The sequence below is a fragment of the Mucilaginibacter sp. genome (genome assembly GCF_028288225.1).
Lineage (GTDB): Bacteria > Bacteroidota > Bacteroidia > Sphingobacteriales > Sphingobacteriaceae > Mucilaginibacter.
The window spans coordinates 159558-183647 of the sequence record NZ_JAQBOC010000088.1 but is presented as its reverse complement, the minus strand read 5'-3'; the positions used below and the strand labels follow the sequence as shown (position 1 = coordinate 183647).

The 24090-nt window shown below is 40.4% G+C and carries 25 protein-coding genes; 13 read left to right on the top strand and 12 right to left on the bottom strand.

Features of this window, described 5'->3' with window-relative positions:
- Positions 1–18 precede the first annotated feature (18 nt).
- Together JWQ54_RS26690 and JWQ54_RS26685 are read right to left on the bottom strand one after the other, a co-directional pair.
- A complete protein-coding gene (locus tag JWQ54_RS26690) occupies positions 19–1188 on the bottom strand; it encodes a VCBS repeat-containing protein (protein WP_299590940.1) in 1170 nt (389 codons plus the stop codon).
- A 27-nt stretch (positions 1189–1215) separates the two neighbouring features.
- Positions 1216–1812: a YceI family protein gene (locus JWQ54_RS26685; RefSeq protein WP_299590939.1), complete on the bottom strand. Its 597-nt coding sequence runs from the start codon at positions 1810–1812 to the stop codon at positions 1216–1218.
- 207 nt (positions 1813–2019) lie between these two features.
- On the opposite strand from JWQ54_RS26685, the gene JWQ54_RS26680 reads away from it, so the two are divergent.
- Positions 2020–2805 (top strand): LytTR family DNA-binding domain-containing protein, encoded by a 786-nt coding sequence (locus tag JWQ54_RS26680; RefSeq protein ID WP_299590938.1) that lies wholly within the window; start codon positions 2020–2022, stop codon positions 2803–2805.
- Positions 2806–2947: 142 nt separating this feature from the next.
- Here the strand turns inward: JWQ54_RS26680 and JWQ54_RS26675 are convergent, their stop codons facing one another.
- Positions 2948–3283, bottom strand: a complete 336-nt coding sequence (locus JWQ54_RS26675; RefSeq protein WP_299590937.1) for a cupin domain-containing protein — start codon at positions 3281–3283, stop codon at positions 2948–2950.
- 127 nt (positions 3284–3410) lie between these two features.
- On the opposite strand from JWQ54_RS26675, the gene JWQ54_RS26670 reads away from it, so the two are divergent.
- Together JWQ54_RS26670 and JWQ54_RS26665 are read left to right on the top strand one after the other, a co-directional pair.
- Entirely contained in the window at positions 3411–4337 is a 927-nt protein-coding gene (locus JWQ54_RS26670) for a J domain-containing protein (protein WP_299590936.1), read from the top strand.
- A 93-nt stretch (positions 4338–4430) separates the two neighbouring features.
- Complete coding sequence (locus tag JWQ54_RS26665; RefSeq protein WP_299590935.1) at positions 4431–4706, top strand: chaperone modulator CbpM; 276 nt, start codon at positions 4431–4433, stop codon at positions 4704–4706.
- Between the two features lie 14 nt (positions 4707–4720).
- Here the strand turns inward: JWQ54_RS26665 and JWQ54_RS26660 are convergent, their stop codons facing one another.
- Complete coding sequence (locus tag JWQ54_RS26660; RefSeq protein WP_299590934.1) at positions 4721–5389, bottom strand: DUF2306 domain-containing protein; 669 nt, start codon at positions 5387–5389, stop codon at positions 4721–4723.
- 389 nt (positions 5390–5778) lie between these two features.
- Between JWQ54_RS26660 and JWQ54_RS26655 the strand changes: the two genes are divergently transcribed.
- From JWQ54_RS26655 to JWQ54_RS26645, 3 genes are read left to right on the top strand one after another with little or no spacing between them, the layout of a single operon-like run.
- The gene (locus JWQ54_RS26655) at positions 5779–7014 is read left to right on the top strand and encodes an acyltransferase family protein (protein ID WP_299590933.1); all 1236 of its coding nucleotides are present in this window, start codon (positions 5779–5781) and stop codon (positions 7012–7014) included.
- Positions 7011–8039, top strand: coding sequence for a sensor histidine kinase (locus JWQ54_RS26650; protein ID WP_299590932.1), 1029 nt, complete (start codon positions 7011–7013; stop codon positions 8037–8039). The genes JWQ54_RS26655 and JWQ54_RS26650 overlap by 4 nt, the downstream gene beginning before the upstream one ends.
- Positions 8032–8727, top strand: coding sequence for a LytTR family DNA-binding domain-containing protein (locus JWQ54_RS26645; protein ID WP_299590931.1), 696 nt, complete (start codon positions 8032–8034; stop codon positions 8725–8727). The genes JWQ54_RS26650 and JWQ54_RS26645 overlap by 8 nt, the downstream gene beginning before the upstream one ends.
- A gap of 177 nt (positions 8728–8904) precedes the next feature.
- Here JWQ54_RS26645 and JWQ54_RS26640 read toward each other — a convergent pair whose 3' ends face one another.
- Together JWQ54_RS26640 and JWQ54_RS26635 are read right to left on the bottom strand one after the other, a co-directional pair.
- Complete coding sequence (locus JWQ54_RS26640) at positions 8905–9210, bottom strand: MmcQ/YjbR family DNA-binding protein (RefSeq protein WP_299590930.1); 306 nt, start codon at positions 9208–9210, stop codon at positions 8905–8907.
- A gap of 11 nt (positions 9211–9221) precedes the next feature.
- On the bottom strand, positions 9222–9854 hold the full coding sequence (locus tag JWQ54_RS26635) for a LysE family translocator (RefSeq protein WP_299590929.1): 633 nt from the start codon (positions 9852–9854) through the stop codon (positions 9222–9224).
- Between the two features lie 102 nt (positions 9855–9956).
- On the opposite strand from JWQ54_RS26635, the gene JWQ54_RS26630 reads away from it, so the two are divergent.
- A complete protein-coding gene (locus JWQ54_RS26630; protein WP_299590928.1) occupies positions 9957–10727 on the top strand; it encodes an enoyl-CoA hydratase/isomerase family protein in 771 nt (256 codons plus the stop codon).
- A gap of 258 nt (positions 10728–10985) precedes the next feature.
- Entirely contained in the window at positions 10986–12668 is a 1683-nt protein-coding gene (locus JWQ54_RS26625) for a hypothetical protein (protein ID WP_299590927.1), read from the top strand.
- 223 nt (positions 12669–12891) lie between these two features.
- On the opposite strand, the gene JWQ54_RS26620 is transcribed toward JWQ54_RS26625, so the two are convergent.
- Positions 12892–13785, bottom strand: coding sequence for a DUF3078 domain-containing protein (locus tag JWQ54_RS26620; RefSeq protein WP_299590926.1), 894 nt, complete (start codon positions 13783–13785; stop codon positions 12892–12894).
- Between the two features lie 259 nt (positions 13786–14044).
- Here JWQ54_RS26620 and JWQ54_RS26615 point away from each other — a divergent pair, with 259 nt between their 5' ends.
- The 4 genes from JWQ54_RS26615 to JWQ54_RS26600 all read left to right on the top strand — a co-directional run bounded on the left by JWQ54_RS26615 (position 14045) and on the right by JWQ54_RS26600 (position 18026).
- The gene (locus JWQ54_RS26615; RefSeq protein WP_299590925.1) at positions 14045–15415 is read left to right on the top strand and encodes a ferritin-like domain-containing protein; all 1371 of its coding nucleotides are present in this window, start codon (positions 14045–14047) and stop codon (positions 15413–15415) included.
- A gap of 51 nt (positions 15416–15466) precedes the next feature.
- On the top strand, positions 15467–16066 hold the full coding sequence (locus JWQ54_RS26610; RefSeq protein WP_299590924.1) for a hypothetical protein: 600 nt from the start codon (positions 15467–15469) through the stop codon (positions 16064–16066).
- 45 nt (positions 16067–16111) lie between these two features.
- Positions 16112–17056 carry a DUF692 domain-containing protein gene (locus JWQ54_RS26605; protein WP_299590923.1) on the top strand — a complete coding sequence of 315 codons (945 nt, stop codon included), beginning with the start codon at positions 16112–16114 and terminating at the stop codon, positions 17054–17056.
- A 133-nt stretch (positions 17057–17189) separates the two neighbouring features.
- Positions 17190–18026: a DNA-binding domain-containing protein gene (locus tag JWQ54_RS26600; protein WP_299590922.1), complete on the top strand. Its 837-nt coding sequence runs from the start codon at positions 17190–17192 to the stop codon at positions 18024–18026.
- Here the strand turns inward: JWQ54_RS26600 and JWQ54_RS26595 are convergent.
- Positions 18013–19305 (bottom strand): NRAMP family divalent metal transporter, encoded by a 1293-nt coding sequence (locus tag JWQ54_RS26595; protein WP_299590921.1) that lies wholly within the window; start codon positions 19303–19305, stop codon positions 18013–18015. The genes JWQ54_RS26600 and JWQ54_RS26595 overlap by 14 nt on opposite strands.
- Before the next feature lie 130 nt (positions 19306–19435).
- Between JWQ54_RS26595 and JWQ54_RS26590 the strand changes: the two genes are divergently transcribed.
- Positions 19436–20920: an ATP-binding protein gene (locus tag JWQ54_RS26590; protein WP_299590920.1), complete on the top strand. Its 1485-nt coding sequence runs from the start codon at positions 19436–19438 to the stop codon at positions 20918–20920.
- An 81-nt stretch (positions 20921–21001) separates the two neighbouring features.
- Here JWQ54_RS26590 and JWQ54_RS26585 read toward each other — a convergent pair whose 3' ends face one another.
- Genes JWQ54_RS26585 through JWQ54_RS26570 form a run of 4 tightly spaced genes read right to left on the bottom strand, consistent with a single transcriptional unit; the run spans position 21002 to position 23718 of the window.
- Positions 21002–21634 carry an HAD family hydrolase gene (locus tag JWQ54_RS26585; protein WP_299590919.1) on the bottom strand — a complete coding sequence of 211 codons (633 nt, stop codon included), beginning with the start codon at positions 21632–21634 and terminating at the stop codon, positions 21002–21004.
- 40 nt (positions 21635–21674) lie between these two features.
- A complete protein-coding gene (locus tag JWQ54_RS26580; protein ID WP_299590918.1) occupies positions 21675–22139 on the bottom strand; it encodes a GNAT family N-acetyltransferase in 465 nt (154 codons plus the stop codon).
- 12 nt (positions 22140–22151) lie between these two features.
- Positions 22152–22502: a DUF1801 domain-containing protein gene (locus JWQ54_RS26575; RefSeq protein ID WP_299590917.1), complete on the bottom strand. Its 351-nt coding sequence runs from the start codon at positions 22500–22502 to the stop codon at positions 22152–22154.
- A gap of 1 nt (position 22503) precedes the next feature.
- Positions 22504–23718, bottom strand: a complete 1215-nt coding sequence (locus tag JWQ54_RS26570) for an ROK family protein (protein ID WP_299590916.1) — start codon at positions 23716–23718, stop codon at positions 22504–22506.
- Between the last annotated feature and the right edge of the window lie 372 nt (positions 23719–24090).

The following is a 24090-nucleotide window of genomic DNA, read 5'->3' as shown; positions in this document are numbered from 1 at the left end:
TTTGCACCGTTAATCACATTAATTGGAAAATATAACATCAACATAATATTCCCCGCTGTTTGAAACTACGATATCACCTTTACCGTCACCATTCAAATCGGCAATTGCAATACCGCTGGGAAATATCCCGGTCTTTATGGTATGGCTTGTTGTAACCCCATGTTTATTCATTATAAACACAGTAATGTTATTGCTGTTGTAATTGGTTACAGCAATGTCCTTTATGCCATCACCATTTAAATCGCCAATGGCAAGTCGCGAGGGAGATTTGCCGGTAGCAAAGGGTGATCCGGGCATCGGTTTAAATGTGCCTTTTCCATCACCCATTAATATGGTTAAGCCGTCGTGCCCTTTATTTTCTGAGGTTATTGTTGGCGAATTGATGATAGCCAGGTCAAGATTGCCGTCATGGTCAATATCGCCAACAGCAACCCCAAATGGCGAGTCGCCGCAGGCAAATGGCGAACCTGCTGCTTCTTTAAAATTTCCTTTTCCATCGCCCAATAATATAGTGGTATTATCCCCATCAAGGTTGGTAGTAATAAGATCCAGGTTGCCGTCCTTATTTAAATCAGCAGCTCTTACGCGCTGGTAAGGGTGCTTGCCAACTTCAAGATATTTTACAGGAGCGTTAAACCCATGATCATTATTTCCAAACAATACAGCAAGACGGTTATTTCCCCAACTGTCGGTTACCAAGTCGATATTACTATCGCTGTTAAAATCGCCCGCTATCAAACCGTGGGTATGTGGCTTAACGTCTACAGGGAATGGTGAGCCCTTTAAGGGTGTAAAGTTCCCTGAACCATCCTCTGTTAATACAGTAAGGTATTTTCGGTCGTGGTTAGCAAAAGCAAGATCAGGTTTACCATCTTTGTTAAAATCGGCTATTGCAATATCATTTGGCATATACCCCGCCGCAAATGGCGAACCTTTTGCTTCGCTAAAGTTTCCTTTGCCTGTTCCAATAAGTATGGTCACGCTGCTGTCTTCACCGTTGGCAATTACCAGGTCTTTGATTTTATCTCCGTTCAGGTCGGCTATTTCAACGCTGAAAGGTTTATTACGGACCTTTAATTTTTTAACCACAGGGCGCCACACCTTTTTTGTTTGGCTGTAATTATTTTTAAAGCTGTTGATGAAAATGCCCCCAACAATCACCAAAAGAAACAATGCTATAGTTTTCATATGGATTTTTAATTGATGCTTAAATTACTACGCGGCCTTAATTAAGATATGTAAAGTTATAACCGGACTGATGAATGTGTTATATTTAAAATTTTCGGTTGCTATATTCCAGTCGCGGCGGTTAATGGCAGCATCGGCAACAGCAACAAATTCCTGGCCTGAGTTTTTTTGGATGCCGGTTTTAAAGCTTATTTTTTTGGTGATCCCATGCATGGTTAAAGTGCCGGTAATTATAACCTTTCTCAAGTCTGTACTATCAACGTAAGCCACGTTAGTAATATCAAATCTCGCAACTGTATATCTGCCGGTATCAAAAAAATTGTCGCCTTTTAAGTTGTTCTCAAGCTTCTCTTTGTCAGGCGAGGTAAGGTCAGTAACCTTCAGGCTTTGCATATCAATCAGTATAAAACCACCTAAAAGTTTTTTATCCTGAAAAGTTAATTTGCCTGTATATACATTAATGCTGCCATCGTGGGTTCCGGTTGGTTTTTCTGCATGCCAGCTTATCCGGCTTTGCGCTTTATCTACTTCAAGACTACTAATTTTGCTTGTTTTAATTTCGGAATCCCGGGTAAATACACCGCTGTTCACCAACAACAGTGTACATAAAATGAAAGTTTTCATATGATCTCCTTTTAGTTTATAAGACAAGATTAGGGAGTTATCAGATCATTTTAAATTAAAGTAGACCACAAGCCGAATTAGTAGATATACATTAATTAAATATTTGAAACTGATCCGTTTATCTATTAAATTTGATGTTGGTCTATTGGATTATCCGTTCATCTGATTTATGCTCATTTTTGAATAAATCAATTAAACAACAGAAATATGAAGTGGCCAATATTAAAAAGGTTGTTATACCTGGGTTTCTGGATAATTATCACCCTGATATTTTTGTATGACAGGCGGTACCTTATTCAAAAGGCCGGGCTTGGCCATTTTACTGAATGCACTATAGTAAGACTTGCGTTAATTATTTCGCTGGCGTACTTGCATCTTTATTACCTGATCCCCCGGTATTTTTCAAACAAAAAGTATTTAATTTATTTTACCTTTTTAGTTTTATCGCTTGGGCTATATGTAAGCCTGCAAAGCCTTTATGATATTTACCTGTATGGTTTTGTTATTGGCGCAGTTAGCTATCGCGATTTTTGGTACTCGTTCCCGTTCAATTTTGTTACCACAGCATGGTATTTGTTGTTAACCGTTGCATTTAAACTGAGTGTTGACTGGTACGAACAAAGAAATGAGGTTTTAAAATTGCAGGAAGAGTTAAGCCGCGTACCTGCTTTTGTAAACACTGAAAAGGATGGGGAATATTTGTTTTTAAAATCGGGCACCAAAAAATTAAAAACACCCATAGCAAGTGTTACTTATATCCAGGGATTAAAGGATTACTCTGTTGTTTATACAGATGAGGGCAAAATAATAGTGAAGGGCACGTTAAAAAGTGTTGAAGAGCTATTCCCCGAGAACCATTTTACCAGGATCCATAAATCATACATGGTTACAAACAGTAAAATAAAGCAGCTAGAAAGTAATAAAGTTGTGCTGATAAACGGAACCATTGTACCCATTGGCCGCAGTTATAAGCACCTGCTGAATTTTTCATAAATAGCCAAGTGTCAAGTCAATAGTCTTTAGTCGTAAGTCAAAAGTTGGTTTTTCTGTTCGTTTTTACTTGGGACTTAAGACTTTGGACTAAGGACTGTGCGTCAATTTATGCTTGACACTACACTAGTACTATTGCAGCAAGTTACAAATTCTTATAATCCTCGCGCACCGGGCTAAAAATGTCTATCAGCCTGCAATCAGTTATGGCAATGCCGCTGTGCCAAACATTTGAAGGCACAATGGCAAACAAGCCGGTATTAAGCAGCTGCGGGATGTCATTAACCGTTAGCTCAAATTCGCCCTCAATAACAAAGGCGCATTGCTCATGGATATGCCTGTGCCGGGGCACCGAGCAGCCAGCTTTAACCTCAATAAAATTGATGGTATTGGTTTCGGTATGAATTAATTTAGAGAAAAAGCCGGGGGCTATTTCTTTGGTTTTAATATCGTTAAAGTAGCGGAAAATAGATGTGTCCATGGTTGTTATATTTCAATTGTAAGGATATAGCAATATTAGAAATTTAAAAACATTTATCTTTAATAATTAAAACCCCGATGCATAAATTTAGGTTTATCTTTATTATCGGTTTTTACAACCATATACTATGGCATTTATTGATTATTACCAGGTTTTAGGTCTTGATAAAAAGGCATCGGAAAAAGATATTAAAAGCGCATACCGGAAGCTTGCCCGCAAGTATCATCCCGATCTTAACCCAAATGATGCGGAGGCCCACAAAAAATTCCAGCAACTGAATGAGGCTAATGAAGTGCTGAGCGATGCAGAAAAACGGAAGAAGTATGATCAGTATGGCGAAAACTGGCAGCACGGGGCCGAATATGAGCAGGCCCGGCAGCAGCAGCAAAGCAGGGGACAAAGCAGCGGTGGTTTTGGCGGCGGCTCATCATACGATTTTGAAGGTTTCGGCAGCGATGATTTTTCCGATTTCTTTCAGTCCATGTTTGGAGGCGCAGGCGGAGCAGGAACGCGGGGAGGAAGGCAAGTTAAATACCGCGGGCAGGATTTTAATGCGGAGCTGCGTCTTAGTTTAAAAGAAGTAGCCGAAACGCATAAGCAAACGTTAACCGTAAATGGTAAAAATATCCGCATTACTATACCAGCAGGCATTGAAAACGGCCAGACTATAAAAATTGCAGGCCATGGCGGGGCGGGGGTTAATGGCGGTCCGGCGGGTGATCTGTATATCACTTTCCTTATTGCAGATGACCCGAAGTTTAAACGGATTGGCAGCGACCTGTATGCTGGTGTTAAGCTTGATATATACACGGCAGTACTTGGCGGCGAAGTAACGGTTGACACGCTGGACAGTAAGGTGAAGATTAAAGTAAAGCCCGAAACCCAAAACGGTACCAAAGTGAAGCTGAAAGGCAAAGGCCTGCCGGTTTACAAAAAAGAAGGCCAGTTTGGCGATCTTTATATTACCTATGAGGTCCTGATCCCGACGAACCTTACTGAAAGACAGAAAAAGTTGTTTGAGGAATTACGGGAGGCTAGCCCCCCGACCCCCTAAAGGGGGAGTAGAAGTTGGCAGCAGAAGTTAATAAAGAATATATCAATGAACCAATGAACCAGTAAACAAGTGAACCATTAAACTAATAAACCAATGGTAAATTTAATAGCAACCACAGAGATCTGCACCTATCATGATGTGGAATATAATTTTATAAATTCGCTGGGAGAAGCCGGGTTGGTAGCGTTAAAAGTGGTTAAGAAAAATACCTACGTCCCCGAAACTGAACTGCAAAAGCTCGAAAAGATGATCAGGATGCACCATGAGCTTGACATAAACGTAGCCGGGATTGAAGCCATCATCCATTTACTGGACAGGGTTGAGCAAATGCAGGAGGAATTGCGGGTGCTGAGGAACAGGGTGGGGTAGTTTGCTAATAAGATTTACGAAGTTTTCGAAACTTCATAAATCTGCTCCTGATCACTCGCCCTGACCAATTTAGTTTTATTTTTATTGATAATAAGCGCAGCCACTACAAGGTTTGGCACCCAGCATAGCCATGACACAATACGATAAGCCAGAATGAAATCCATATGCATTGCAGATTGCATCATGGGCAGCCAGATCCGCAGGGTAACGGCCGCAAAGGTAAGGGCGTAGTTAATGATCATCCATTTTTGGTGTTCAGCAATTTCCAGTCTGCGGATGCTCATATAAGCCTTTATTATGGTATAAAACCAAAGCAGTGCCAAAATGCCAAAACCCATTACGCAAATTGAACCTCCGCTGGCAAACAAAGCAATGTACATACCTGCGCAACTGCTTATTAAAACCACAATTATATATATTTTGCCTATCCACCGGTGCGCGTTTAAATAACGGCTGCGCAACTTTTTGCTAAACTGCGACCACCCGGTTAGCAGGGCAAGGCCGCCAAATGAAATATGCAGGTAAAATAGGATGTGCCAAACCGGGTTGTTTTTTATATCAGCGGGTTTCCCCTGTAAAAGCCCGTTTTTATTCATATCTACCAAAAAATATGCAAGCGGGTAAAGACCTATTGGTATTGCAAAAAACACAAACGGGATCCAGGGCAGGTTTTTAAGTTTCATTATTTTAATTGCTGATAAATTAAAGGGAAGATCTTATTAAGGAACAGGTTTGATGCCCTGATAGCTGTTGCATCGTCAATGCTTTCATTAACCGTGATAACGGCGTTTTTAGCAGGGATAACAAATGCAATTACCTACCCCAGACTAAACCATAGGTTTTATTTGCGAATAACCAGTGCTTATAAAAAGCGGGCTTATTAAAAATACAAGTAAGATTTTTTTCACGAGGCGTAATCTTTAACTACGACGTTTTACTATCATTTATATTGTAAATGTGAGTATTAAACGGTTGCTATTTTATCCTGTGGTCACCAAAAACCGTCCGGTGGTCAAAATAGTTTCGGTAAGTATGGATGGCGTGGTTTCTTTACATAAAAAACAACAAAACAATGGAAACCACACAACGCCAAACCTATCTCGACTGGTTAAGGATCTTATCCATACTGGGTGTATTATTTTTTCATTCGGCCATGCCATATGCAATGGATATGGACTGGCACATAAAGAACCGCGAAACCAGTGACCTGATGATGGAATCGAACCTGTTTTTGCACCTTTTTCGCATGCCGCTGCTCTTTTTTATTTCTGGTACCGTGAGTTACTACATGATGCAGCGGCGATCTACTTTAAGTTTCATCGGCTTACGTTTCCGCAGGCTTTTTATACCATTGCTGGTGGGCATATTCATTATAGTACCGCCGCAAATTTATATGGAACGATTGGCACATGGTTACAAAGGCAGCTTTTGGGACTGGTATCCAAGTGTATTTAACTTTGTGCCATATCCTAAGGGGGGCAGCTTTAGCTGGCACCACCTTTGGTTCATCGCTTATTTGTTTATTTATGACCTGCTGTTTGCCCCGCTATTTTCATGGATGATCTCGCCCAAAAGCGATGGATTTAAAGAAAAACTTGCGGCCCTGGCGAAAGGCAAATGGGTTTACATGCTGATGTTGCCGGGCATTGTTTGGTTTGCTTTACTGGCAAACAAATTACCCGAAACCAATGACCTTGTTCATGATGGCTGTTACTTTGTATATTGGCTGCTGTTCCTTTTGGCTGGCTTTATCTGCATATTACAGCCGAAACTAATGGACAGCCTGGAGCGGAACCGCCGGTTTGCTTTAACCATTGGTTTTTTAAGCCTGATGATGTGGGAGTGTTTAAGATGGAACGGTGTTGAGCCGGGGCACCCGCAATGGCCATTTCACAACCTGCTGTTTAACTATGCATTTTCAGCTTTACGGCCAATAATTGCCTGGGGATGGGTGCTGGCGCTGGTAGGTTATGGTAAACATTACCTGAACCGCCCGCACAGGGTATTGAATTATTTAAACCAGGCGGTATATCCTTTTTATATCCTGCATCAAACGGTGATTGTGCTGATTGTATATTACATCGTAAATGTTCCGAATGAAAGTATCTTGTCAAAATATATTTACACCGTTGGCATAACCTTTTTTGTTAGTGTGCTTACTTACCATTTGCTGATCCGCCCGTTTGCACTTACCCGCTTTTTATTTGGGATGAAACCTAAAGAAAAGCCTAAAGCGGCGAAAGTTCAGCCAGAAGAAATAAAACCGGTTGTTATACATTCTTCATTAAATTTGGAGCAACTAACATGAAGTTTTTCAGAAAATATATTTTCCCTGCATTGTACGGCCTGCTGGTATATTTTACCATCAGGCTGCTGCATGACCTTGATGTGGACTCCCGGTTTTGGAAAAGAAGCTGGGCTTTAAATATCTTCGAGATGAGCTGCAGTGTGCTGGCGGGTTATTTGGGGATCTATCTTTTTGAGTGGCTCTTCCGCTATTATGACAGGCGATGGCCCCTTCAATTAAATTATAAGGGCGTTGTAAGGGAACTGATCATATTTATATCTGCTAACCTGGTTTTGGTGAACTTAATATTTATGCCGATGGCGGCATTTACAGATGATGGCCTTTCATGGGCCGATGTTGCCGACCTTAACACCATCCCGACATTATACGCCCTTATTTATTATGGCATAGCGCGCAGCAGTACCTGGTTAAAGGCCTATGTTAATAATAAGGTGCAGCTAGAAAAGTTAACTAACGACCACCTGCAAACCGAGCTTAAATTCCTGAAAGCCCAATATCATCCGCATTTTTTATTCAATGCACTTAACACTATTTATTTCCAGATGGATGAGGATCTTGGCGGGGCCAAAAACAGCATCGAGAAGTTTTCTGAGCTGTTAAGGTACCAGCTGTATGATCAGCAGCAGCAGGTACCGGTTTTAAACGAATTGGAATACCTGCAAAGCTTTATAGACCTGCAAAAAATAAGGAGCAGCGATAAGCTGAAAATGGATGTTAAGTTTGATAAGGCGTTGAACGGGCAACAGGTTTATCCGCTGTTGTTTTTGCCGCTGGTTGAAAATGCCTTTAAATTTATTGGGGGCAATTATAAGCTGGCTATAGCTGCGCAATTACTGGATAATGAGATAGTTTTCAGGGTTGAGAACTCCATGCCCCAATTTGCAAAGTCAATAAGCAAAAGCAGCGGCATAGGTTTGGAGAATTTAAAGCGTAGGCTCGATCTGTTATATCCCGGCAAACACACATTGCTTACAACTACGGATAATGATAATTTTACTGCCGAACTAAAGCTGCATTATGAATAACATAACCTGTATAATAACCGATGATGAGCCTTTTGCACGTAAGGGTTTGCAGGGCTATATAGAAAAGATAGGTTTTCTCGACTTGAAAGGAGTTTGTGAAGATGCCCTGCAGTTAAGCGATATGCTACAAAAGCAACCAGTCGACCTGCTGTTTTTGGATATCCAGATGCCGCATATTAGTGGAGTTGATTTTATAAAGGCATTGCCCAGGCCCCCAAAAGTTATATTTACCACTGCCTTTGAGCAATATGCCGTACAAGGCTTTGAGCTTGATATAATGGATTATTTATTAAAGCCCATAAGCTACGAGCGTTTTTTAAAAGCCGCCTGGAAGGCCCGCGATTATTTTGCTTTGCGGGAAACCACCACCTCAACCGCTGTACCTTACATTTTTTTAAAGGTAAACGGCAAACTGGAGAAGATAAACTTTGACGACATCCTGTTTATTGAAGGGATGGAGAATTATGTGGCTATTCATCTGCCAAACAAAAAACTGATCACCCACAGCACCATTAAGGCCTTGTTTGAGAAGCTGCCGCCGGGGCAATTTATCCAAACCCACAAATCATTTATAGCCGCATTAAATAAGGTGGATACCATTGAAGGCAATACCTTACACATTAAACAGCACCAGGTGCCGGTAAGCAAATACCTGCGTGAGGCAGTACTTGGGCAGATTATAAAATGATGTGCGAATGGGAAGATGATGTGCAGATTTCGGATGTGCGGATGTGCGGATGAATTAAATGGGTCAGGATCATCCACACATTAATTACTCATCCGCACATCCGCATATTTGCACATCCGCACATCGTCTTCACATCTGCATATTTGCACATCCGCACATCGTCTTCACATCCGCACATCATTTTTTCTCCCATGCAAGCGTTAGTGCATCTTCCAGCATGTCCCTTCGCACTTTATCAAGTTCAATAAAAGTAGCGCCTTTTAGTCCCCATTTATTAGGGACAGGATAAAATATAGTAGGATCAAAAGAGTTAAAAACTGATTGATCAATAGGCGATAGCGTTACCATCATGCGGTGCTCTTTTACCCATAAGGTTGAAAATATGCGTTTATTAACCCGGAATGACGGCTTGCCGAAATGATCCAATTCAGCCGCTCCAGGTAAACTAAGCGCAATTTGGCGTGCTGTTTCAATATCAATCATAATACTTGCTACTATCTTTTTGTTGTTAAAGCTACCTTAGTTCCCAGGCCAACCAGGATGAAACCGGTAATTTTTTCCTGGATCATCCATACTTTAGGGTTCCTGCTAAAAAAGTCTTTTGTTTTACCCAATATACAAGCTACAATAATTAGGACAAGAGTTCCTTGCAGATCAAACCAGATCCCTAATGTAAACAACTGCAGCTTAAATACCGGCGATGCCGTATTAATAAATTGAGGAAGAAAGGACAAAAAGAAAATAGCCACTTTGGGGTTTAAGGCATTGGTTAAAGCACTCTGTTTAAATAGGCTCCGGTAGTCAGCCCTTCCGTTATTTTCTTTTTTTGTTTGGATAGCCTGTTTTGAGAGCAAGGCTTTTATACCCAGGTAAATTAAGTAGGCTGCCCCGACAAACTTAATAAGCTGAAAAAGATAGGCTGATCTTGAAATTATAAGTGACAAGCCCAGCACTGCCGCTAAAATATGTACGAAGCAACCTGCAAAAATTCCGATGGCTGATGTAATACCTGCCTTTATGCCCTGCGATACACTTCTTGATGCCACGTATAACATATCATTGCCGGGTGTAAGATTTAACACCAGGGAGGTAATAAAGAACAGATACAGATTTTGAAAATTAAGCATGCCCTTAAGTTAATTTAAAATACTAAAATAAGCTATTCCTAATTAATGATATGTTCACCGGAGTTTTAATTTAAATTTGACTACTCTTAATCTCCCACTAAAATGCCAGAAACCGATAACGGAAATGTGAACCTTAATATAAGTGATAATGGTATTGCTACCATCAACTTTTATCATCCTGCCCAAAATTCATTACCTGCAGCTTTGCTCGATGAATTGACCAAAAAAATAACAGAAGCTGGCAATAATACCCAAACCCGTGTTATTGTATTAAAAAGCGGCGGCGACCGTTCCTTTTGCGCAGGGGCAAGTTTTGACGAATTGCTGCAGATAAAGGACAAAGAAGCGGGCGCGATCTTTTTTTCAGGCTTTGCCAGGGTTATTAATGCCTGCCGTAAATCGTCAAAAATTATAATTGCCCGTGTGCAGGGAAAAGCAGTTGGGGGCGGGGTAGGCCTGGCAGCAGCGGCAGACTATTGCCTGGCTACCGAAGCGGCATCCATAAAGCTAAGTGAACTGGCTATAGGCATCGGGCCATTTGTTATATCGCCTGCTGTGATCAGGAAAATAGGTTTACCAGCATTTTCACAGTTAACCATTCGTGCAATTGATTTTCAAACGGCACAGTGGGCAATGGAAAAAGGCTTGTATAACGAGGTATATCCTGATATTGCCGCGTTGGATCTGGCACTGGATACCCTTGCCGAAAGGCTTGCCTCTTATCACCCGGAAGCATTAAAGGGCTTAAAGGAAATTTTATGGGAAGGAACTGCCGATTGGGATAAACTGCTTCATGATCGTGCTGCCATAAGTGGAGAGCTGGTGCTGTCTGCATTTACACAGCTGGCGTTAAATGGGTTTTTGAAAAAGTAAAAACTCTGCTTAAGTAAACGTTTTTACTTAATTGAGATGGTTTTACGTAATGTCAAATACCGCCATAAATATTTATCATTTAATACGATATCGTTTAACAACTTTAACCCAATTAAGCCGTATAAAAGCCACGTTGCCTAAGTTATTATGTTACTTTTATTGTATTCAATAGCTATTGGTTATTGTTAAAGGTTTAATAGATTTACGTGGTGATTAATAGGGGTTTATTTTAATACATTCTGTTATTTTTATTATTATATGTTTTATTGGTTATTTACTGCTGTAGTATTCGCTGCTATCCTGATTGGTTTTTACATATACAATTATTTTGATAAGCTTAGTACAACAAGAAGAAATTTAGAACGGATTCAAAATAAGTGGGGCAGACCGGTAAATGCCAGGCGAAACTTTAAGCTGATAGCTGCCTATTTAAATGCATATGAAGGGCCTGGCAAAATATCGGGCATTATATCAGATGACCTGGACCTGAACAATGTTTTCAATTACATTGACAGAACAAACTCCAAACCAGGTAAACAATATCTTTACAGAAAGCTTTTTACTCCCGATACAAATTTCGAGTCGTTATTAAAATTTGATAAAAAAATTGATGCCCTGAACATGCCAAGGCCCGATCAGGAAAGAATTGAGCTGGAGCTTGCAAAGCTTAACAGCCCTGATGCTTATTTTTTGGCTGAGCTATTTTTAAAAGAGCATGAGTTTTTACTGGTACCCCTGATGAGCCTTTATATCCGGATCTCGGGTTTGGCTATAATTGGGTTAATTCTTTCGTTATTTATAGCGCCCAACCTGGTATGCTTTATGGTGTTAATAGCATTACTTATTGGTAATGTGGCTTTACATTATGGCACCCGCAATAAAATATCGTCCTATACCCGGTCGTTACCCCAACTTATGATATTACACGGTGTAGCCAAACGCCTGGTAAAAAAGCTTACTCTTGAAAATGATGAGCAGGTTAGGATCAGCTTAAACCTTTTATCTGGTTTAAACCGCACATTAAACCTGGTCAGTTTTGAAAGCAAGATTGCTGACAACCCTGATAATTTTAGCTATGCGATTTACAAATTTATAAAATTGCTTTTCCTTTTAGAGCCGCTGATGTTTATTACATCTGTTAAACGGATAAACAAATACCGCGGAGATATTGAGGTACTTTATAAATACGTTGCCGAAATTGATATGCTGATAGCTATCCAGTCGGTGAGAGTGGGGCTTCCGCACTACAGCAAGCCTGTTTTTTATTCTGAAAATATGCAGATGGATCTAAAAGATATGTTCCACCCGCTTATTTATAACTGTGTGCCGAATTCTATTCATACACGTACAGACGAAGGCGTGCTGATAACAGGGTCTAACATGTCGGGTAAAACTACCTTTATACGGTCAATAGCTATTAATACGCTATTAGCGCAAACCATTTACACCACCTGTACAAACGGCTATAAAGCGCCTTTATTAAGGCTTCAAACTAGTATCAGAACAACTGATGATCTGGGCGAGCACAAAAGCTATTTCCAGGCAGAAGCATTGTCAATTCTTGATATCATCAATCAAAGTGGTGGGGAAGAGCCGGTTAAGAGCCTTATTATTATTGATGAGATCTTTAGGGGAACCAATACCATTGAGCGGATTGCGGCAGCAAAATCAGTACTTACCTATTTAACCGATAATAAGAATTTTGTATTTGTATCAACCCACGATTTGGAACTTGCCGAACTGCTGGATAATGATTATGCAGTTTACTCTTTTGAAGAGACTGTAAATGATACCCGCCTTGTGTTTGATTATAAGATGAAAACAGGTGTGCTTAAAAACAAAAATGGTATTGCCATATTAGAAACCATAGGCTATCCCGAAACGGTTGTTGAAGATGCTTATATAGTAAGTGAGGAGCTGAGGCGCAAATACGTTTTATAAAAACATCCACTATGATATTAAAATCAGGCTTGTTAAAGGGTAAGACTTTTAATGAGTCTTTTTTATGTTGATTTCGTGATCAACCTTACAATGGAAGCTAAAAATAAAAGGTAGACCCTTTCCGATTTCGCTCTCCACGTCAATGTCGTTATAATAAAGAAAAAAGCAACGCCCTTAACCGCTGCTTTTTTAATCTTAATATTTAGCAGTTATGCTATCACGCCTAAAATTTATAAGTTAAGCCCACCCCGAAGATCTGCTTGGTTTGTAAAAGCGAGTGGTATTCATTAACACCATTTTTCATTTCAGGTATCTGTGCTTTTGGATCATTAATCACCTCAAGCCCTGCATTTACAGTTACCAGCTTGTTCACCTTCATGAAAATATTAGCGGTGTAATCCATGTAAATATCACCTGGCCTTTTAAGATAATTTGAGTATAGTTTCAAAATATTTTCGAACGAAATATTTTCAACCAGGTTTACCTTGTAATAAGCATCGAGCGAAGCGCCAAATTCAAAAAGGCTCTTATCACCAGGTGTAACGCCATACGAACCGATTGACGAAAGTGAATCATTCTGTACAATAGTGATCCTGGCTGCCGCGGGCGATAAGTTGATCCTGAAATTATCAGATCTTTTATAAGCAAAGCCAGGCCCGAATGTCAGGTAAGCTGGGGCAAATGGTGCCGATAATAAAGTTCTGCTGCCGTCAGCATCGTAGTTGTAGCCTTTTGTAAACTGGGTTTGAAAGTTAGCATAAAAAGTATAAAGCCAGTATTTTGATGCCTGGCGGCCAAGTAAGCTGTTTAAAATTATCCGGTCGTCGTTTTTGCGCCAGCCGGTTCCGTTTTGCTTACTTATGCCATAGCCTGCAATAGCTTTATTATCCCAGCTCCATACCCCTTTTTTATAATTAAAATCATAATCCAGCGTAATATTGGCGGCTACAGAATTTACACCACCGGCTGCCCAGTTTGAAAATGAACTTTGGTTTATAAGCAATGTATTTTGGCCGTGGATGGTCCAAACTTTTGTGGTATCCTTTGGTGGGGCTGCCTGCGAATAGCCCGCAAGGCATATAAATAAAAATGCTGCAATAAGTAATGTCTGTTTCATAAGGGGATCGGCTTTTAATAATTTATAAAGCAACAAATTTATAAACTACTCTCAAATACATAATGAAAATTATCCCGGTTTATTTCTTTTAATTTAAAATAACTTACAATATTTGATATATTATTAATATTGAAGAAAATATTATTCATATAAAAAGCAATTTTAAAGTTTATGTATTTTATTCTTTACATGGATGATTATATTTTATTTAGTGAATAATTAGTTCTAATTTTAGCTTAAGCTTATAAACCTTATACACATGACGCAAAGTAAATTCTTCGCTAAAGACGGAGACCCGATAACTCCCGAAAATCTCGGTGAGGCTATTCAACAAGCCATTGAAATAGAAATTGCTACTATCCCAGTTTATCTTTACACTTATTATTCCATTAACCGCTCGCCCGATCAGGACGCCATAAGCGGCTCGATTGTGCAAAAGCTTGTAGCTAAAGGAAAAACAGCTAAAGAAGCAAGCGCAACTGCATTAGATCTTTCAGCCGAGATCATGGTATTTTCAAACAAAGCAGGTGCTTTGATCATGAGTGTTGCGATAGAAGAAATGCTGCACATGGCGCTTTCATCAAACCTTAAGCAGGCGCTTGCCGGGCTGCCTGAATTGGTTGGCAAATCGCCGCGTGTATGGCCAACCTGTCTTCCCGGCCATGTTCCCCCATTTAATATTGACAGGGCCAAACTTTCACAGGAACAATTGATGACCTTCCTGAAAATTGAAAGCCCTGATGCGCTGCCCGATCCAAAACTGCTCCAGGTAATTGAGTACACCACAATCGGAAAATTTTATGAAATGATTATTGATTGTATCGATAAAAATGACCTGCAATACAGAACGTTTTTACCGCAACTGGTAGAAGGTAAAGGTTATTATGCCCAGAACAATATTGATACTGTTTATTACGATAAAGAACATAAGCCGCATTTTACCAACCAGGATGACAGCGGCGACCTGGTTTATATTAGAGATAAGGCCTCAGCAACAAAAGCAATAATGTGTATTGTGGAGCAGGGCGAGGGCAGTAAAGCCCCGGGCTTAAATCCGGATGGTTCGGTTAATTGCAGTGCAGTAGTTCCCGGTGATTTTGATGATCCTTCAAAAAAGGAATTGTCGCATTTTGCAAAGTTTGTTGAGATCTATTGTACCTACAGAACCTTAAATGCTAAGTTTAAAAGCCTCGACATTGGGGTTAATGATATTAACGAATATTTTGTGGTTAACATAGCCAAGAATCCGCTCACCAAAGACTACCCTGCTTATATAGCGCCTGTTTCTGACCTGCTTAATGCGGTTTACACCTACATATTTGTAATGGTTGAGGATTGCTATGTACAATCAGGGAATACACAGTGGGAGATATTTATGTTTGGTATCCACAAATCTATGATCTTTATCCTGAATTCTATTTGCGGGGATATAATGAAGCTTACCTATACCGCACCCAACGGAAAGGTTTATGCAGCTGCACCAACTTTTGAGGACTATCCGTTCGGCCTTTTATCAAGCCCTAAATCGCAAATGATAGATCTTTTTAATACTGCAGTAGCGGTTTATCCGGCCATCAGCTATCTGGGGCAAAGGATCCAGGATCTTCCTGATGTACCATTGCATAATTAAAGGTAAATTCTAAGCAAACAGATTTAATCACTATTAAAAATACGGTATATTATGGCTATCATAAAATATTCACCAAACTTAACATTATGCGGCGGCCCGGCACCAGCACCGGCACCTGCCCCCCAGGATTCTGCTTCGGCAAGCGCTGGCGCCCCGTCTGTTGAACTCCATGTTTGTATGGGTTTAAACGCATGCAAAGGACATGACCGTTATGGAACCAACAACTGCGCCGGCACCGGCTATTGCGCTACTGCCGAGCGGCATAACTGCCAAACATTAAATAATTGTCGCGGACAAGGCGGCTGCGGACTTTATGGCGATATAGAGCAGCAGGAAAATCCGGGCAATAACGAATGCGCATGGCAGGGGAGCTGCGCCGTACCCATCCAGGCCGAGCGTTTCAGGACCCTGGGGCTAGAAAAAGGTACAAGTGTTTGGTTACAGGCCCGCAAGCTGTTTGTGCAAAGGATGCTGAAAGCGAAAAGAAACTATGGCGATGCTCCGTTTAAATGCGGTCCGCCTCAAAACTGGCTTATTTCCGTTTTAGGTTCTTATGATTCATGCGGCAATAGCGGGGATAAAGTTTGTTCGTTCGGTTTTAATAACCCTGATGACCATGCAAAAAAACTGTGTGAAGGCGAAAAGGAATAGTGAATGTGCAGATGTGTGGATTGAAGCACTGTTAAGATAATTTGGATGATTGAACAACGGAAAAAATATAGCGATTTGATAAAAAGCTTGCCTAACCCCGGGCTTGGTCTGGGGTTAAGAAGCAAGCATTTTAACTACATCCTGGAAAATAATCCCGCGGTGGATTGGTTTGAAGTGATCTCGGAAAACTTTATGGATTCCGGCGGCCGGCCGCGCCATGTATTAAGGCAATTAGCCGAAAGATACCCTGTGGTAATGCATGGAGTTTCGCTTTCCATTGGTAGCACAGACCAGTTAAACAAGGTATATCTTACCAAATTAAAGCTGTTGGCTGAAGAAGTAAAACCACTTTGGATTAGCGATCATTTATGCTGGACAGGGGTTAACAGCCTGAATACGCATGACCTGTTACCTGTAGTTTTGAATGAAGAATCACTAAAACATATTTGTAACCGGATAAATGAAGTTCAGGATTTTTTACAGCGACCGGTAGTTTTTGAAAATCCCAGCACCTACTTAACCTTTAAACAATCAACCATTAACGAGTGGGATTTTTTACGTTATATGGCCGAAGAAACGGGCTGTGGTTTACTGCTCGATGTAAATAATGTATATGTATCCGGCTTTAATAATGATTTTGACCCGGTACATTATATCCATCGGTTACCTCACGACAAGATTGTACAAATGCACATAGCAGGTCATCAGCATTGCGGCACACATATTATTGATACGCACGACAGGCAGGTTGTACAGGATGTATGGAAACTTTTCACGTTAGCCTGGCAACTTACCGGCGGTGTAGCTACCTTATTGGAATGGGATGGTAATATTCCTGAATTTGATGTATATCACAATGAGCTGTTAAAGGCGAAGCAGCATATGAGCAATATTTTTGAGGGTGGCCTTGGCGCTGAAGTGCAGGAGTATAATGAAGAAGCGGTGTCAAATCCCGTTAATTTCTTAGTAAATGATATTGGGGTCAGTTAATCTAAACAAATATGTCATTGCGCAGCGCGGCAACCGCGAACTATGCCTATCCTATTTGCTTTGCGAACATGCAGAATTCGCGATTGCTTCGTACTTCGCAATGACAAGCGTATAATTTGTTATCAATAATTAAATGGAGTCTAACAACTTTTCCTTAACGCAATTACAAAACTGGATGCAGGGTATGCTGGTGCATCACGTACCATTGGATAATAGTAATATTAAGGAGCCGGTTGAAGTTGAAAATGTAGTTAATTCATCCAAACGGTTAAGTGCAGTAAAACACCTGGATATTTACAGGTATAGCTATATTGCCCGACTAAGGGCTTGCATGCAAAGCCAGTTTAGCACTTTGGCTTATGCTTTGGGAAATGAATTATTTGAACTATTTGCCGACCAATATCTTGACACCTATCCTTCACAAAGCTATACTTTAAACACGCTCGGTGAAAAATTGCCGGTCTTCTTAGCGGAAACAAGACCGGACGCAGGCGATGGACAAAAAGAAACCTGGCCCGACTTTATGATAGAGCTGGCGGATTTTGAATATTCACTTTCAGTTATATTTGATGAGGATGCAAACGAAAACGGCGTCCTTATACCTAACGATACGCCCAATGAGTTATTAAAGCTGGCACCCGTTTTTCACCTGTTTCATCATCAATACCCAATTTGCAGCTATTACCTGGAGTTTAGCCAGGGAAAGAAGCCTGAATTGCCGTTCCCAGAAGAAAGCTATTGTGCGGTTACACGCCATAATTATAAGCTGGGACTATTCACTATCAGAGGGGCACAATACTATTTTTTAAAAAGCATGCAGCAAGGCAATTCTGTTAATGATGCTAAAAATGATATGATCAAAACCTTCAACTTTGACCGGGCCGAACTGGATAAGGTATGGCCGGAATGGAAAAGGAGTTTTATTGAAGCAGGATTTTTTAGTGCCGGGAGGCTTACTACCCTAATATAGTATAAAACATAGTAACAGCCGCGGCCCCCATAGCTCCAAATGTTATCCAAAGGATAGTTTTTGAAAGCCAGCCACTTTTAAATTCGCCCATTATTTTTTCATTGCCCGAAATTTTAATCACTAAAAATAAAAGCGGAACTGCTGCCACACCGTTTAACACAGCTGCATACACCAATGCCTTTACGGGATCAATGCCTATAAAGTTTAATATCAACCCAACAACCGTAGCTGCAATAATGATTATATAAAAACCTTTGGCTTTGTTAAACTTTAAATTTAAGCTGGCATGCCAGTTAAATGCTTCGGCAACAGAGTAAGCTGCTGAGCCTGAAAGCACTGGGATAGCCAGCATTCCCAGGCCAATAATGCCGATAGAAAAAATAAGCTTTGACAAAAAACCCGCATGCGGAAAACTATGAACCAGCGGCTCAATGGCTCTTGCAGCATCAGCGGCGGTTTTAACATCGTGTACACCGCTGTTATGCAAAACTGTAGCCCCTACTACAATAATGCTCCAAGTAGCAAACTCTGAAAATATCATCCCGAAGGTATTATCCAGCCGCATTCGGTGGATACTTATCATGCTTACATTTGGTTTGCTGCCATTTAATAAATGTTTTTTGTTGTCTTCTTCAACCTCCTGCGATGCTTCCCAAAAGAGCATATAAGGCGAAATGGTAGTACCTAATACACCCGTTATAATAAAAAAGAAGGCAAACGAAAACTCGAAATGAGGTACTACCGATGCCTTCAAAATTGTGCCCCATGGTTGATGTACTATGAACAGGGTTATAGGATACGCCAGTAAGGTTATGGCCAGCCACTTTAAAATTTTTGAATAAACTTTATAATTGGTAAATACCTCAAGCATTAATATAATAGTGGTGAATATTAATGTAAGCACAACAAATGGAACCGGTATAAGCAACTGCGCGGCAGAGGCCATTGCCCCTAGGTCTGCACCTATATTGATAACATTGGCAATAACAACAAGTGTTACTACCGAATACAAGACGCCGCGACCGTACCGCTCCTTAACTATGGTAGTAATACCTTTACCGGTAACCAAACCTATGCGTGCACAAGCTTCCTGCACAGCGGTCATTAAAGGGAGCATGTAAAGAGCGGTCCACAATTGGCCGTAACCAAACTGAGCACCTGTTTGTGAATAAGTTGCAATGCCTGAGGGATCATCATCAGCAGCGCCGGTTATAAGCCCCGGCCCAAGGATGCGCCAAAACCCTTTAATTTTAGCAACAGTCTCGGTTCGTCTTTTCATATAAAAAGGGTGATAGGTTGAAGATAAGCTGTTTATTTGACTTATTGTAAAACTTGTCGTCAAATTACTTTTGCTTTACAGTATATCTGCTTACTTTCATGTTTTTAATTGTAAGGCTGATACTATAACAATGAGCACCAATTTACCGCCCGATTTACCTGCCGATATTTTTAAGGTGGTATTTGAAAAATCGCCGGGCTCCTTATTAGTTAAGGGGGATGCGCCGTGCTTTACTATAGTTGCCGTAAGCGATAGCTACCTTGAAGTTACGTCAAGCAAAAGAGAAGCAATACTGGGAAAAGGCTTTTTTGAAGCTTTCCCTGAGGATAAAACACTTACTGACGATACAAATGCACGGAATGTTTTTAACAAAGTAGTTGAAACAAGGCAAAAAATTGATGTGCCAACCTATCGTTTTGATGTATATGACCCGGATAAAAAAACTGCGGAGATAAAGTATTGGTCATGCAATAATACCCCAATTTTAAATGCTGATAATAATGTTGCCTACATATTAAATACCGTTGTTGATATTACTAAAGAAATAAACGCAAGGCAGGCAGTAATTGAAAATGAATACCGATTGCGCCTGGCTACCGAGGCCGCTGCAATGGCCACCTGGGATTTGGGTTTACAAGATCAAACTTTTATATCCTCTGCCAGGATGGCCGAAATATTTGGTCATTTACCGGGTAAAGTTTTAAGTTTGCCAGAGCTGCAAACACAGCTTGATGCCGATGACCTTAACAATATTGCTATCCCGGCATATCATGAGGCCTTAACTAAAGGAAACTACGTATATGAGGTAAGAATATATTGGCCTGATGGTTCGCTTCGCTGGATAAAAATACAGGGGATTGTTATTTATGATGATAAAAATTCTCCGTTTAGGATGCTGGGAACAGTTATAGATATTACAGATAGCAAGTGTGATGAGATAAGGAAAAACGATTTTATCGCCATGGCAAGTCATGAGCTTAAAACACCTTTAACCTCAATAAAAGCCTATGTACAAATATTGGCTAAAAAACTAAGTGCATCAAACGATGACTTTGTAAATAACATCTTGTTAAAAACCGGTAACCAGGTAAATAAAATGACTGATTTGATCCATGCTTTTTTAGATCTCTCAAAACTGGAATCAGGAAAGCTTCAGCTTAAAATAACAACATTTGATATAAATAAGGTAATTGAAGATACTATTGCCGAAACAAGCCTTTTAAGCGCCAGCCGCAAAATAGAATTTGTACAAAAAAAGGAGCTGACTGTAAGCGCCGATAGTGAAAAAATTAGCCAGGTGATTAGCAATTTTTTAAGTAATGCTTTCAAATATTCTGATAAGGGAACACCTATATCAGTAACAAGCGCTCAACAGAATGATAGTATTAGGGTTTCGGTTACTGATAAAGGTATTGGTATTAAACCAAGAGACCAGGAAAAACTATTTCAGCGCTTTTACCGGGTTGAAAGTGATAAGGTGAAAAATATTTCAGGCTTTGGCATTGGCCTGTATCTTGCAAGCGAGATCATTCAGCGGCATAAAGGCACCATCGGCGTTGAAAGTGAAGAGGACATGGGTGCAACTTTTTATTTTACCTTGCCTGAAAATGTATAGAGTTTTAATATCGAATGCCGAGGTAAGAGCTCACTTCAACATTCATTATTCAAAATTCAGTGTTCAATATTATTTCGACGACTACAGCTCCATAAAATAATCCGTAAGCGATTTAAAATCATCAAACTTTACATCATAATCATTAGTATCACCAAAACCATAGCTCACAAATACAAACGGAACACCGGCCTTCCGGCTTTCCTCGCCGTCGCCGGCAGTATCGCCAATGTAAACCGGGTTTTTAAGGCCATGTTGCTCCATCAATAATTTAATATTGTGATTTTTAGGCATAAAGTTAACGCCATGGGCAAGCTCATCAGTTATATGTTCATCAATACCGGCCCATTCAATAAACAGGGGGATGATCCCTTTGGCACAATTGCTTAAAATAAATATGGAATATTTTTTTGCCAGCTGAGGCAGTCCTTCTTTCACACCATCATATAAAATGCCGCCCATCCGGGGCAACAGCATCCGGCGCCTTTCATTTACAATTGCATATATGGCCTGGCGTTTCTCATCGTCAAAATCAGGCATAATATGGCCTATCACTTTCCGGCCTTCCATACCCACCATCTTCGCCAGTTCTTCGCGGGTAACAGTTATATCAATACCCATTTCCCTGAATATCACATTCCACGATTCGGCATAGGTATCAACGGCATCCCAAAGGGTTCCGTCCATATCAAATATCAGGCTGTCTGGTTTTTGCATTGTTCTGTTTAATTTATTGAATTGATGGAAGGCCAAATTATTATTTAAGTTCTGCCTGGTAAGTAAAAGACGAGGTGCCTGCTTCTTGTTTTATAAAACCTATTGCTTCATAAAGGCTTTGGGCTGTATAATTATCAATGGCCGTTTCCAGTTTAATAAAAGTTGCACCGTCGTTCTTAGCAAAATCCATAGCTGTTTTTATTAATGCTTCGCCGATGCCTTGCCTGCGGAAATTTGTACTTACATACAGGTCATTAAGCAGCCAGTTTTTTGTCGCCCTTACTGATGATAAGCGAGGGTATAGCTGGGTAAAGCCTGCGGGTACCGGTTCGCTGTCAACATCAACCAAAGCCACAAAAATTACCGATTCATTGTTTTGCAACCGGGCTTTTATATAATTTTCGGCTACAGCCATGTCTGGTTCCTGCTTATAAAACACCCGGTAGTCATTAAAAAGTGCAATCACCAGGTTATATTCTGCGGATGTTATTCTTTTAATTTGCATGGTTAAATAAGATTAGTCGTGATAAAGCTTGATAGCCATCCCCAGGATTTCATTGATCGCCTCAACAGGGATATCCTGTTCAGGAACTATCTGCATTATTTTCATTCGTGCACGTTTCTCAATTATTAATAGCGGGTGCTCAATCTTTTTACCTTCAACAATGCCAAGATAGGGATTATGCGTTTTTTTATGAACCCATAAGTAACAAAACATTTTACCCTGATAACAGTAAAAAGGCATCCCGTATTTCCAGGTCTCGGTAATAGCAGCATTGTAATTGATGAGATACTCCCTTAAAAACAACAGGCAGCCTTTTACCGGCTCATCCTTGTTTAAAAAAAAGCTGTCAATTGCGCGGAGCATATTAAATACTCACCAGCTGGTTCATTACTTCTTTATCAAAGTTTTCCATTACCAGTATGGCTGCGCCTATAAGCTCGGCATCAAAACCCAGCTCAGATATCAGCAGCTCGGTTCCGCCTGAAAGGCGGGGGATACAATATTTATGCAGCGCCTGCTGAATTGGAGCTAATAGTATTTTACCAACTTTTGCCCCACGGCCGCTCAAAACTATAGCCTGTGGGTTCATAATGTGGATTAAAATAGCCAGGGCCTTACCAATTTTATAGCCGGAATCAGAGAATAATTCAATTGCAAACTGGTCGCCGTAATTGGCGGCGGTCATTATAGCATCGCCCGTTTGCTTGCTTTGTGCATCGCCAACAAGCTTAAGGCTGGTAATCCGGCCCTGTTTAATCCCTTCAATTGCCTTGGTTGATACAAATAACATCGAGGCTTCGGCCTCTAAACAGCCCCTTTTACCGCAATCACATAGCGCACCATCTTCTGACAGCGGAATGTGGCTAAACTCCCCCGCAAACCCGTTGCGACCCCTGAACAGTTCGCCGTTAACAATCATTCCCAAACCAATACCCCAGCTAAGGTTTATTACCATAACTTCCTTTTGCCATTTGGCTATCCCGAATTTTTGTTCGGCCAGGGCTATCAGGCTCGAATCATTATCAATATAAGTTGGCAGGCCTGTTTCATCAGCAATATATTGCGATAAGCTTTTGTCGCCTGTTTTAAGGTAGGTGTAATTTATTCCTTTAGCAGGGTCAATAAAGCCCGGCATGCCTATTCCTATTCCCGTAATTTTTTCTCTTAATATGCCGCAATTGTCAAGGTACCGGTTAATATGCTCAACTAAAGTATGTAGTGCATAATCATTTCCCGAAAGCTTTAACTCAAGCATCATCATATCGGCAACTGGCTGATTTCGCAGGTCAACCAGCTGAATGCGGGTGTTTATCTGGTCCATAGCAATAGCAAGTATATACATAGCATCGGCATTAATGGCATACATTAACGGTCGGCGGCCACCGCTTGAGGGTGCGTAGCCTTGTTCAACTACAAAGCCTTTTTCAATTAATTCATTAAGTGCTTTAGCTATTGAAGGAATACTTTTATCAAATAACTCGCTTAGCTCGGCACATGACATTGCCTTATCAAAGTAAAGGCATTTGGTTATCATGTGCTTTAGCTGCATGCCTTTCACACTTTTAGTTTTAAGTTCCATTCAATAATATAGGGTTACAAGCTAATCAGCCGCAATGCGACAGGTTTATTTTATCTTCTAAAAATAAGTAAAATGAATAAACTTACAAGGAGAAATAAGCATAACAAAGTTACAAAAATGAATTTTCTATGAAAAAACGCTGTTTTGGGCGTATAAAAAAGTGCTCCTAAAACTGGCAAAATGGATTTAGGCAGCTTTGAATGAAAATATAAATTTAATACAAATAGCTGTATTTGAGGTTGTTGAGTTAATAATTATTTTTTTGTTCCTGCAGGCTCTCTCATAAAGGACCCTGCGATGGATTGATTTTTCGAGGTGAACAACTTAGGGGCTTATTCATTGCAAAATGATTTATTTTCACCACAAACATAA